The sequence below is a fragment of the Nostoc sp. CENA543 genome, from assembly GCF_002896875.1.
Classification (GTDB): domain Bacteria; phylum Cyanobacteriota; class Cyanobacteriia; order Cyanobacteriales; family Nostocaceae; genus Trichormus.
This window is the reverse complement of the sequence record NZ_CP023278.1, coordinates 791,997-805,187: the sequence shown is the minus strand read 5'-3', so window position 1 is coordinate 805,187 and position 13,191 is coordinate 791,997. Positions and strand designations below refer to the sequence as shown.

General features: G+C 42.7%; 8 protein-coding genes. 3 read left to right on the top strand and 5 right to left on the bottom strand.

All coding sequences use genetic code 11. The features are described 5' to 3' along the window. Nucleotides 1-362 precede the first annotated feature (362 nt). Nucleotides 363-7,007 (top strand): HAMP domain-containing protein, encoded by a 6,645-nt coding sequence (locus CLI64_RS03425; protein ID WP_103135910.1) that lies wholly within the window; start codon nt 363-365, stop codon nt 7,005-7,007. A gap of 637 nt (nt 7,008-7,644) precedes the next feature. On the opposite strand, the gene CLI64_RS03410 is transcribed toward CLI64_RS03425, so the two are convergent. Then, a complete protein-coding gene (locus CLI64_RS03410) occupies nt 7,645-8,397 on the bottom strand; it encodes a cobalt-precorrin-6A reductase (protein ID WP_103135908.1) in 753 nt (250 codons plus the stop codon). A 16-nt stretch (nt 8,398-8,413) separates the two neighbouring features. Beyond that, entirely contained in the window at nt 8,414-8,803 is a 390-nt protein-coding gene (locus CLI64_RS03405) for a DUF1636 domain-containing protein (RefSeq protein ID WP_103135907.1), read from the bottom strand. A 214-nt stretch (nt 8,804-9,017) separates the two neighbouring features. Here CLI64_RS03405 and CLI64_RS03400 point away from each other — a divergent pair, with 214 nt between their 5' ends. Further along, nucleotides 9,018-9,359 carry a hypothetical protein gene (locus tag CLI64_RS03400; RefSeq protein WP_103135906.1) on the top strand — a complete coding sequence of 114 codons (342 nt, stop codon included), beginning with the start codon at nt 9,018-9,020 and terminating at the stop codon, nt 9,357-9,359. A gap of 26 nt (nt 9,360-9,385) precedes the next feature. On the opposite strand, the gene CLI64_RS03395 is transcribed toward CLI64_RS03400, so the two are convergent. Beyond that, the gene (locus tag CLI64_RS03395; protein ID WP_103135905.1) at nt 9,386-10,693 is read right to left on the bottom strand and encodes a hypothetical protein; all 1,308 of its coding nucleotides are present in this window, start codon (nt 10,691-10,693) and stop codon (nt 9,386-9,388) included. Between the two features lie 342 nt (nt 10,694-11,035). On the opposite strand from CLI64_RS03395, the gene cas6 reads away from it, so the two are divergent. Continuing rightward, complete coding sequence (cas6, locus tag CLI64_RS03390) at nt 11,036-12,148, top strand: CRISPR-associated endoribonuclease Cas6 (RefSeq protein WP_103135904.1); 1,113 nt, start codon at nt 11,036-11,038, stop codon at nt 12,146-12,148. 86 nt (nt 12,149-12,234) lie between these two features. Here the strand turns inward: cas6 and CLI64_RS03385 are convergent, their stop codons facing one another. Both CLI64_RS03385 and CLI64_RS31865 read right to left on the bottom strand, forming a co-directional pair. Continuing rightward, complete coding sequence (locus tag CLI64_RS03385) at nt 12,235-12,939, bottom strand: Uma2 family endonuclease (protein WP_103135903.1); 705 nt, start codon at nt 12,937-12,939, stop codon at nt 12,235-12,237. Nucleotides 12,940-13,032: 93 nt separating this feature from the next. Then, nucleotides 13,033-13,164, bottom strand: coding sequence for a hypothetical protein (locus CLI64_RS31865; RefSeq protein WP_264082488.1), 132 nt, complete (start codon nt 13,162-13,164; stop codon nt 13,033-13,035). Nucleotides 13,165-13,191 lie beyond the last annotated feature (27 nt).

The following is a 13,191-nucleotide window of genomic DNA, read 5'->3' as shown; positions in this document are numbered from 1 at the left end:
AAGCTAAATAGCGGCTATGATTTGCTAAGTAGTATTTTTAAAACTGTCAGCAATAGCATTTTCTATCTAGCATAGTCATGGGACTTAATACCAAATTGTGATAGTTAGTATTGTTGCGAGATTCTGGAATAGCCTAAAAATCTAGGCTTTTGCTCCAAAATCCGTCTTGAAAAGTTTCCTACGGCGGGAAACCCGCCTACAGAACTTTTGTCTTCGACACGCTACGCGAACGCAAAATCCAAAATCCAAAATTGGTATAAGTCATGCTGAGGGTGAAACCAGAAAAATTGTCCTTGGTTTCACCATACCCTCCAATATTGTCTGGGGATCAAAAGACATCGTAATCTTAAAAAGGCTGTACTATGGCAACCGAACAGTTAACTAAAGAATCTGACCACCTGGATTTAAAAGAGCTACTCAAAACCCTGACATCTGTAAAAAAAGGTGATTTTTCTGCTCGGATGCCAATTGACCAAACTGGTATAGCTGGGAAAATAGCTGATACGCTCAACGATATCATTGACCAAAATGAGCGCATGGCAGCAGAGCTAAAGCGCATTAGCAATGTTGTTGGCAAAGAGGGCAAAATTAGTGAACGTGCCTCATTAGGAAATGTCCGTGGTTCGTGGTCAGATTGTGTCAATTCTGTCAATACTCTAATTACAGATTTAGTTCAGCCTACGGCAGAAACTACACGGGTGATTCGGGCTGTAGCTAACGGTGACTTATCCCAAACCATCGCCACAGAAATTGACGCTAGACCCCTGAAGGGAGAGTTTCTGCAAACTGCCAACATTGTCAATACGATGGTGACAAGGCTGAGTTCCTTTGCTGGTGAAGTGACGCGGGTAGCGCGGGAAGTGGGAACCGAAGGCAAACTGGGTGTACAAGCAGAAGTACGAGGTGTTGCCGGGACTTGGAAAGACTTAACCGATAACGTCAACTTGATGGCAGGAAACCTCACCGGACAGGTGCGGAACATTGCAGAAGTCGCAACCGCGATCGCCAATGGTGATTTATCGAAGAAAATTACAGTTGATGTCAAAGGCGAAATTTTAGAGTTGAAAAACACCGTCAATACAATGGTGGATCAACTTAATTCTTTTGCATCGGAAGTTACTAGGGTAGCGCGGGAAGTAGGAACGGAAGGCAAACTGGGTGTACAAGCAGAAGTTAGAGGCGTTGCTGGGACTTGGAAAGACTTAACTGATAACGTCAACCTGATGGCAGGGAATCTGACAGCACAGGTACGGAATATTGCGGAAGTGACGACAGCTGTAGCGAATGGTGACTTGTCGAAGAAAATCACCGTGGATGTCAAGGGAGAGATTCTAGAGTTGAAAAACACCGTCAACATCATGGTGGATCAACTGAACTCCTTTGCATCAGAAGTTACCAGGGTGGCGCGGGAGGTAGGCGCAGAAGGAAAATTAGGTGGTCAAGCAGAAGTTAAAGGCGTGGCGGGGACGTGGAAAGACTTGACCGACAGTGTAAACTTCATGGCGGGGAGTTTGACGGCGCAGGTAAGAAATATTGCCGAGGTGACGACGGCGGTAGCGAATGGCGACCTATCCAAGAAAATCACCGTGGATGTGAAGGGTGAAATTTTGGAGCTGAAAAACACGATTAATACAATGGTGGATCAGCTCAACTCCTTTGCTTCTGAGGTAACAAGGGTGGCGCGGGAAGTGGGAACAGAAGGCAAACTGGGTGTACAAGCAGAAGTACGAGGCGTTGCCGGGACTTGGAAAGACTTAACCGATAATGTCAACTTGATGGCAGGAAACCTCACAGGACAGGTGCGGAATATTGCTGAGGTAGCAACCGCGATCGCTAACGGAGATTTATCGAAGAAAATTACTGTTGATGTCAGGGGTGAAATTTTTGAGTTGAAAAACACGATTAATATCATGGTGGATCAACTCAGTTCCTTTGCATCAGAAGTTACCAGGGTGGCACGAGAAGTAGGTAGTGAAGGGAAACTGGGTGTACAAGCTGATGTCAGAGGTGTTGCCGGTACGTGGAAAGACTTGACTGACAGCGTGAACTTCATGGCAGGGAGTTTGACGGCACAGGTAAGAAATATTGCCGAGGTGACAACGGCGGTAGCGACTGGCGACTTGTCCAAAAAAATCACCGTGGATGTGAAGGGTGAAATTCTGGAGTTGAAGAACACGATTAATACAATGGTGGATCAGCTCAACTCCTTTGCATCAGAAGTTACTAGGGTGGCGCGAGAGGTAGGTAGTGAAGGGAAACTGGGAGTACAAGCCGAAGTGCGAGGCGTGGCGGGTACGTGGAAAGACTTGACCGATAGTGTGAACTTCATGGCGGGGAGTTTGACGGCGCAGGTAAGAAATATTGCCGAAGTAACGACGGCGGTAGCGAACGGCGACCTATCCAAAAAAATCACCGTGGATGTGAAGGGCGAAATTTTGGAGTTGAAAAACACGATTAACACAATGGTGGATCAACTCAGTTCCTTTGCATCAGAAGTGACCAGGGTAGCGCGGGAGGTGGGAACAGAAGGAAAGTTGGGTGTACAAGCCGAAGTGCGCGGTGTGGCGGGTACATGGAAGGACTTAACCGGCGCGGTGAATATGATGGCAGGCAACCTCACCGACCAAGTCAGGAACATTGCCGAAGTAGCAACTGCGATCGCAAATGGTGACTTATCCAAGAAAATCACGGTACAAGTCAAAGGCGAAATTCTGGAGTTGAAAAACACAATCAATATCATGGTGGATCAGCTCAACTCCTTTGCTTCTGAGGTGACAAGGGTAGCGCGAGAAGTAGGTAGTGAAGGGAAACTGGGTGTACAAGCCGATGTCAAGGGTGTCGCCGGTACATGGAAAGACTTGACCGACAGTGTGAACTTCATGGCGGGGAGTTTGACGGCACAGGTAAGAAACATTGCGGCGGTGACAACGGCTGTAGCTAACGGCGACCTGTCGAAGAAAATTTCCGTGGATGTCAAAGGCGAAATTCTGGAGTTGAAAAACACCGTCAATACAATGGTGGATCAGCTCAACTCTTTTGCCTCAGAGGTGACAAGGGTAGCGCGGGAGGTGGGAACAGAAGGAAAGCTGGGCGTACAAGCCGAAGTCAAAGGTGTGGCGGGTACGTGGAAGGACTTGACCGACAGCGTGAACTTTATGGCGGGGAGTTTGACGGCACAGGTAAGAAATATTGCCGAGGTGACAACGGCGGTAGCCAATGGCGACCTGTCGAAGAAAATCACCGTGGATGTGAAGGGTGAAATTTTGGAGTTGAAAAACACGATTAATACAATGGTGGATCAGCTCAACTCCTTTGCTTCTGAGGTGACAAGGGTCGCCAGAGAAGTGGGAACAGAAGGAAAACTGGGTGTACAAGCCTACGTCCGGGGTGTGGGTGGGACTTGGAAAGACTTGACAGATAACGTCAACTTGATGGCGGGAAATCTCACAGCCCAAGTGCGGAACATTGCAGAAGTGACGAAGGCGGTAGCCAATGGCGACCTGTCGAAGAAAATCACCGTGGATGTCAAAGGTGAAATTTTGGAGTTGAAAAACACGATTAATACAATGGTGGATCAACTCAGTTCCTTTGCCTCGGAAGTAACAAGGGTAGCGCGGGAGGTAGGAACAGAAGGGAAATTAGGTGGTCAAGCCTTAGTCCAAGGTGTAGCGGGAACCTGGAAAGACTTAACAGATAACGTTAACTCGATGGCGGGGAACTTGACAGCCCAAGTGCGGGGTATCGCCAGAGTTGTGACGGCGGTGGCGAATGGTGACTTAAAACGCAAACTGATGTTAGATGCCAAAGGGGAAATTGAAACCTTGGCGGAAACCATCAACGAAATGATTGATACCCTAGCTACCTTTGCTAATCAGGTGACGACAGTGGCGCGGGAAGTGGGGATTGAAGGGAAGTTAGGCGGTCAAGCTAAAGTTCCGGGGGCGGCTGGGACGTGGAAAGACCTCACGGACAACGTCAACGAATTAGCGGCAACATTGACTACCCAGTTACGGGCGATCGCGGAAGTAGCTACAGCCGTAACTAAAGGCGATTTAACCCGTTCTATTGCTGTGGAAGCCCAAGGGGAAGTGGCAATCCTCAAAGACAACATCAACCAGATGATTGCCAATCTCAGGGAGACCACCCAGAAAAATACTGAGCAAGACTGGTTAAAAACTAACCTCGCTAAATTCACTCGGATGTTGCAAGGTCAGCGTGACTTAGAAACCGTATCTAAACTCATCCTCTCAGAACTTGCACCCCTTGTCAGCGCGCAACACGGCGTTTTCTACCTAATGGAAAATGGCGAAAATCCACCAGCATCATACTTGAAACTACTCAGTACCTACGCCTACCGCGAACGTAAACATCTAGCTAACCGCTTCCATTTAGGAGAAGGTTTAGTGGGGCAATGTGCTTTAGAAAAAGAACGCATTTTGTTAACAGAAGTCCCCAGTGACTATATCAAAATTAGCTCCGGTTTAGGAGAAGCCAATCCCCTGAATGCAGTAGTATTACCTGTGCTATTTGAGGGACAAGTCACGGCGGTAATTGAATTAGCTGCTTTCCGCCGCTTTAGTGAAATTCATTTAACGTTCTTCGACCAACTCACCGAAAGTATTGCGATCGTTCTCAACACCATTGCCGCCTCGATGCGTACCGAAGAATTACTCAAACAATCCCAGTCTCTGGCACAAGAACTACAAACTCAACAAAATGAACTCCGCGAAACTAACAAGCGGCTGGAACAACAAGCCCAATCACTCAAAACCTCGGAAGACTTATTACGGGGACAACAGGAAGAATTACAGCAAACCAATGCCGAACTAGAAGAAAAGGCCGAACTGTTAGCCCTCCAGAAAAAAGAAGTAGAGCGAAAAAATCAAGAAATTGAACAAGCTAGACGGTCATTAGAAGAGAAAGCCGAACAACTAGCCCTCTCATCTCGATATAAGTCGGAATTTTTAGCGAATATGTCCCATGAATTGCGGACACCCCTAAACAGCTTGTTGATTTTGGCCAAATTGTTAACAGATAACGTTGATGGTAATCTCACCGCTAAACAAGTGGAGTACAGCCAAACCATCTACTCAGCCGGTAATGAACTGTTGGCATTAATCAATGACATTTTAGATTTAGCCAAAATTGAATCGGGTACAATGTCAATTCATGTGACTTCGATACCTTTATCTGAGTTGGCTGAACAGATTGAACGGAGTTTTGGGCAAATGGCTCAAAATAAAGGTCTGGCTTTTGCCATTGAATTTGCGCCTGATTTGCCTAGCAACGTGAGTACAGATATCAAACGCTTGCAGCAAGTCTTAAAAAATCTCCTCTCGAATGCCTTTAAATTTACGGAACGGGGTGAAGTCCGGCTGAGGATTGAGGTAGCCAAACAAGGATGGAGTGATCATCAACCGACTTTAAGCCATGCCCAGACAGTGTTAGCTTTCGTTGTCAGTGATACAGGTATTGGCATTGCACCTGATAAACAGAAAATTATCTTTGAAGCCTTTCAGCAAGCTGATGGCACAACCAGCCGCAAATACGGCGGTACTGGATTAGGCTTATCTATTAGCCGAGAAATTGCTCATCTGTTAGGTGGAGAAATTAAACTTGTCAGCTATCTTGGTCAAGGAAGTACATTTACCTTCTATTTACCCCAGTTCAGTGCAGAATCTGTATCCTCAACTCCGCAGAGTACGCCCTTCTCTAAAGTACGCTACACAAACGGGAACACCAAGGATGAACAGCTACGCCCAGCAAATGTCGTTTACCAAAACCCTATTGTCCAAGACGACCGCGACAGCATTAGCAAAACAGCATCAGAGAATAAAGTATTACTCATTATTGAAGATGACGTTAATTTTGCCCGGATTTTAGTAGATATGGCACGACAGCACGGATTCCAGGTAATTACCGCCCAAACTGGTACAGATGGGCTGAAACTAGCCAAAGAATTTTTACCAATGGCGATTTTACTGGATATTCGCTTACCCGAAATGGATGGATGGACAGTGCTGAGTCGCCTCAAACGTGACCCGACTACCCGTCATATTCCTGTACACATTATGACCGTCGAAGAAGGACGGCAACGGGGTTTACTACTAGGTGCGATCGCTTATTTACAAAAACCAGTAACTAGTGAAGCGATGTCCGAAGCCCTGTATAAAATTAGAGGTTTTGTAGAACGGCGAGTGAAGAATTTACTGGTGGTGGAAGATGATGATTTGCAACGTCAAAGCATTGTTGAACTCATTGGCAATAACGATGTAGTAACTGTGGCTGTTGGTACGGGTGCCGCCGCCCTAGAAGCCATTCGCACTCAGGAATTTGATTGCTTAGTTCTAGATTTAGGTTTACCTGATATGACAGGTTTTGAACTCATAGAACAAATCAAGCGAGAACCCAACAGTACAACTTTGCCCATAGTTGTCTACACAGGTAGAGAAATCACTCCCACTCAAGAAACAGAACTCAGACGGATAGCCGAAACCATTATCATTAAAGATGTGCGATCGCCCGAACGTCTCTTTGATGAAACCGCATTATTCCTTCACCGCGTCCAGGCAAATTTACCCACACCCAAGCGGGAAATCTTAGAACAACTATATTCTCAAGACAATTCTTTAGTGGGCAAAAAAGTGCTAATCGTTGACGATGATGTGCGTAACATCTTCGCCCTCACTAGTATGCTAGAACGCTACCAAATGCAGGTCATATATGCAGAAAACGGTAGAGAAGGGATTAGCTTGTTAGAAGTAACACCTGATATTGATGTGGTCTTGATGGATGTGATGATGCCAGAAATGGATGGTTACGAAACCATGCGGCTAATTCGCCAGAATCAGCAATTTCAGAACTTACCAATTATCGCTCTCACTGCCAAAGCCATGCAAGGCGATCGCGATCACTGCATCGCCGCCGGTGCCTCAGACTACATTGCGAAACCAGTAGATACAGAACAACTACTATCTTTATTACGAGTTTGGCTTTATGCGTCGTAGGTCTGGGAAAAACTGCCAAAATGGCAACCTAATCGAATTGGAGGAAGTTAAATTACATAAAAGATAAACGACTTTTCAGATGTGGTTATCAGGGTGTATCCAGTTGTACTGGCTCAAGCGGGAAAGATAAAAGTTCAAAAATCAAATATGAGTCTTATACCAATTGGCAATTCGCAATTCGCAATTCGCAATTAAAAAACTTAGATGCAGCAAAGCTTTTAGGGTTTATGTCTGTATCAAGGTTTTTGTGAATTGGTATTATATCTGATAAATAATTAGGCTTGGCATTTGCTGCGACGGGAACATCTAATTTGTACAGGTTTTGCCATTGAATCATACATCAGCCCCCTAAATTAATGGCAATATCTGTCAGGATACCTGAACGCTACAGCAGCAAATGGCAGAGTGGGAGATGAAAGCGATTGATATGCTTTCTCCCACTTTTTTTTATTTAGTCAATAGTCAATGGTCAATAGTCAATAGTCAATAGTCATTAGTCATTAGTCATTAGTCATTACTCATTAGTCATTACTCATTAGTCATTACTCATTAGTCATTACTCATTACTCATTACTCATTAGTCATTACTCATTAGTCATTAGTCATTACTCATTACTCATTACTCATTACTCAGCACTCAGCACTTAGTCTCGATTTTCTGTAGTAGCCATGTGATTGCGTCTTCAACTTTGGCTACTTGTTCTCCTGGTGGGATGGGGGGACGGTTGACTATGACAACTGGTATTCCTTGTTCTCTGGCGGCGATGATTTTGGGGTAGGTGGCGTTACCTCCACTATTCTTGCTGACTATGGTGTCAATTTTGTATTGAGTGAGAATTTTTCGCTCGTCTTCTAATGTAAAGGGGCCGCGATCGCATAATATTTCCCCTGGTGGGATGAAAGTCCCATTGCTGGGGGGGTCAATCATTCGCATCAAAAACCAAATATGCTGTAAATGAGCAAAGGCTGCTAATTCTTGTCTCCCGACTGTTAAAAAGACTCTTTTGGCTTGTTTTGCCAAAATTTGAGCCGCAGCTTGATGATTATCTACTTCTAGCCAGCGATCGCCTGCTACTTTTTCCCAAGCCGGGCGAGTTAACATTAATCTGGGTATATTGACTTGATTTGCTGCTGTCGCTGCATTCCAGGAAATCTGATTGGCGAAGGGATGGGTAGCATCAATGAGTAGATCAATTTGCATCTGACGTAAATAATCGGCTAATCCCGCCGCACCGCCAAAGCCGCCAATCCGCACGTTTCCATCGGGGAGTGATGGTTCACGAGTGCGACCGGCTAAAGATGCGATCGCTTCTACCCCTGGGATAGTGGCAATTTTAGCAGTTAACTCCGCCGCATCTCCAGTTCCACCTAGAATTAAAACCCGTTTCAAGTCTTCTCTCTACCTACTATTTCAAGGATAAAGACGGAATTTTGGCTAATATTCCTTTTTTTAATGGTTCTGGCCGTTCCGACCAAGGTAACAACCCATCTGGTTTTTTATAGTATTTAGTAGCACATTCCAAGACAGCAGATATACTATCATCAACTGCTAAGTCTCCGAATAAATAGGTCATTTTACCTTCAGCCGCAAAAGCGACGACGCAGGAACGGTTACAAGCACTCATACATTCCACTGCTTGGATAGGAAATTCTTCCCGTAATTCCCAATCTTGTGCTAATTCCTGTAACTGATGCAGAAGTTTTTGACCACCGCTTTCACCTATGCGTTTTCCATCTTGCCAAACGCTAGCACAAGTTGTGCAAACAAATAAACTATGAGCAGTAGTATTATCCATCTGTACCTCAGTAGATGTGCGTGAATTATAATTATACCGATATCTTCACAATATTTAATTTAAAAGGTAACAGGAAGATTCCGTTTGTAGTCAGGACTTTAGTCCTTATTTGAGAATTTTAGTTATCATTACAAACCTTCAATTAATAATTAAATGCTGCGTTATGCTAATAGCATGATGTCCTGTTTAATAATGATTTTCAGGAGTTAATAAGATGTTTCGCAGATTGTTACTCGCTGTATTATTGGTGGTAATTATCTGGCTGGGATTACTATCAAACCCAGCCATATCACAGCAAGTTGAATCTCGGATAAATAATTTGCAAGCAGATTTAAATCGTGTGGAGTCACGGTTAAGTCAAATAGAGTCAAGATTAAATCAAGGTCGTCCTGCTGCATCTCCAAGGACGACAATTACAGTACCTCCTGGTTCTAGAAGAAATTTATCCCAGTCAGAACGAGAGAAAATGTTTGATAATTTAGCTACTTTAGTAGTTGAGTTAAAGCAACAAGTGACTAAATTAGAGACGCGAGTCTCCCAATTAGAATCACGTTAATTTAATAGGTTTATCTCAGTCAGCTTCTATTGCTTGATTTGCGAAAAGACACGATAGCTATTTATATTATTGCCACCCTGATTATCCAACTCCTCTGCTGTCATTTTTAGCAGATTATAATCCACATTTTCCGCATAAATAGCAAAGGTGATATTAAACACTTCAATAAAATAAATAATCCATTTACATTCCTCTTCGGATTGATGCTGATAATAATTGATTAAAGCCGCGATGCGAGTTTCTAAATGACTCCGAGAATATGGAGAGATTAGAATAATCTTTAACAGGATAATGACTAAAGTTAGTGGATGACCTTGAGAGACTAATAGATTAAATAATTCTGACGGTTCATGTCTATTTTCTATAGTCAAATAATCAATTAATTTGTTGCAGATTCGCAGTAATAAGTTTTTGTTAATTATTTCTGCATCTATCTCAGTTTTCCAAACATCTAGTTTTTCCCTTAATGATTTCCTTAAAACCACTACTAATTCTTGACTGCCAACTGATAGAAATAGATATTTCTGTAAACTGATTTTAAAGTTAAGCAGGGTTTGATTGTCAGTTTGCTTAAGGAATATATTAGCTAAATTATCATGACTAAACTTACCCTTTTTAGCAACAATTTTTTTAATGAGGTATAAAACATTATCGCCCAAAATACTAGGATTAGTATAGCGTGTGCTGCTAGATGCTTCAGACTGTGAACGAGCAATATACATAGCTAAATCAAACTTGTATTTGTCTTTCATCTGTCTGTAAATTTTGATTGCTGCTTCTTGTTGCTCTTTGGGCTTACTAGTGTCCAAAGATTGAGCAACTAATAAGTAAGCAGCATAGCGATCGCTCCAATGACCTTGGTTGTTATACTCATTTTTATAGTTAAATATTTTGAGTTCTTGATAATCTTGACTTCCGACAAAATTATTTAACCTTTGTCTATATAACAGAGTATTTTTAGAAATATTGTCACTACTCTCAGGTAATTGCGAAAATAAATCAATTAGTTCGCGAACATATTGGTATTTTCTTTTAGTTGCCCAATTATTAATTAAAATGTAACAACAGCGTTTAATTGTATTGTGAAATTCTTGTTCATCAGTCAGCAATAAGAGTTTTTTAATAATAGGAACGTGATTTAAATTATCTACTAGCAAACAACCAACAAATAACCTTTTAAATTCATGCAAAACATTTTCTGGCGGATAGAGATTGACGACTTCCATAAAGAAACTGTAAATCTTATCCTGTAAAATTGGTAGATTGATTTCTTGAGAACTTAATCTAATAATCTTTTGATCTAGTAGATTACTGAGTAAAGTGTTAGCGGTCATGCAATTACTCAAGACCCTTGAGATTGTGAATTTTGTTGTTATTAGCTTAACCTTTACGCACAGGGCTATCAATCAGTTTATTCAAAGCTACATTATTTTTTCATTGTAAATTAGTAAATGTACTTTATCTTTGATGAATAATTATGACCATTTCTGCCGATACAACAGAAAAATTACGGAGATGTATTAATTTTGTATAATTGGGCTGGGCTAGTTGCTTGATAAAGCTAGCTGGAACAGTGAACAGTTAAATCCTTGGGTCTACGTTACCCACCTGATAACTGATAGCTGATAACTGATGTAACTTTCAACTTACCACTTACTCTATTAACTTACTGCATAATGGTGCGTCGTCCCAAGAACAAAATCAATCCCCCCAGTTCTAACTCTGACTGGCCTCTAGAGACGGAAATAGTGGGTTTGGAATTTGAGTTAGCCACAAAAGTAGATGTTTCTTTATATCCGCAGTACACCATTGGACTACACGCTTGGTTTCTTGACCAAGTACGTTCGACTAACCCAGAACTTTCGGCTTATCTCCATGACGGCGAGTCAGAGAAGCCTTTTACTATCTCTGCGTTGGATGGGGAATTGGTGAGTAGTGGTAAGCAGTTAAAAATTTTGGCGAATCAAACCTATCGTTGGTATGTGACGGCGTTATCTAATAGAGTAGTGCAGTGGTTGGCGCAGTGGGTGAAAAATCTCCCTACTGAGGTGAGTTTGCGAAACGCACCTTTACAAATTCTGGGGTGCAATGTGGTTCATCCACCTACAACTTACGCGCAATTGCTAGATGCTGAACATGGAGAAAATCTGAGTTTAAGATTTATCAGTCCTACTAGCTTTCGTCGCAAGGGTCATCATTTACCCTTACCTTTACCAATGAATGTTTTCCACAGTTACCTGCGCCGTTGGAATGATTTTTCTGGTATTCCAGTAGACCAAGACTCGTTTTTAGATTGGATAGATGAGTCTGTGTTGATTACTCGTCACCAAATTGCTTCAATGAAAATACTGGCGGGGAAAAAGGGTGCGGTAACAGGTTTTACAGGATCAGTAGAATTTAGTTTAGCGAAACAAGCCACACAGAACACAGAATTTTCTCGGTTGTTTTATGCTTTGGGTAAGTTAGCACCCTATTGCGGAACTGGTCATAAAACAACATTTGGCTTGGGTCAAACCCGCTTGGGTTGGTCATCACAAGTGGTTGCAGAAGTCCCAGAGGTGGAAAGTTTGTTGGCGAGTAGAATTGCAGAGTTAACAGAGATATTTACATCTCAACGCAAAAGGACAGGGGGCGATCGCGCTTCTGAGGTAGCATCAAAGTGGGCTACTATCTTAGCACGCCGGGAAATGGGCGAGTCTTTGCAAGTGGTAGCGAATGATTTGCAAATGCCTTATGAAACGGTGAAGACTTACGCTAAGTTGGCGCGCCGTGCTTTGAAGGTTGAGTGATGTGTTGCGCGCAGAGGCGCAAAGGCGCGAAGAAGGACGCTAAAATGATGACTTTTGTGAACACCCAACTATTTGACTGATAACTGTTAAAGTGTGTTGGGGTCAATTCCTTTTTGTTGTAATTTAGTTAAAAGTTCTTGGAGTTGTTGCTGAGTTTGTTCTAATTGTTGCTGTTGTTGAAAGTTGGCTTCTTCTGGTGTGAGATATCTTTGCCCCTGTTCATCATACCAAAACAGCCATTCCCGTGTCATACCTTGATAAGTTCCCCGTTCGCGTCCAATACCTAAGCCAATTTCAGGCATCCAGATTTGATCACCTGACAGTAAAATATACTGACCTTCCACTAGGCGATAAACTTCTAAACGTTGACGCTTACGCCGTAGCCGCGTCGGTGCGTAAATAACATAATACAAAATACCTAATTCGGCATAATCGATTTTTTTCTGTTCATACTCACCGTTGTAAGTTTGCGAAACTACTTCTAAAGCTAAAATTGGCGGAATACCGTCTTCTTCCCACAAAACATAACTAGAACGTCCATTTTCACCCACGAAACGTTCTACACCCAGACTCAAAAATCCATCTGGAACGATCGCACCTTGATTTGGCGTATGATAGATACCCATATTGATCCCGAAAAACCAATCATCACGGCTTTGCCAGATTGCCGCTAAGATGGCTAACAACAAATTGGGAATTAATATTTGCAGTTCGTTATCCACTGGTGTATCGTCTGAATCTGGTAATTCTGCCGATGACGGTAAGCAGTCTAATGGATTGTATTTGAACATCATCGTGAGGATAGAATAATATAGAGGCGATCGCAAAGTCCACACCAAATGTAAACTTAGCGGCTACATTCCCCTATTTTATATAATTGGCAATTAATCGAACTCAGTTAAGGTTATCTCTTCATTGGAGAAATGAGCCACTATCTTTAATTTTCCACCCAAAGCTTTAATACAACGAGAGAGTGTAGATACTTGAATATCTTCTTGAGTTTCTAAGCTTACCACTAGATACTGAAGTTAAACACCACCTCT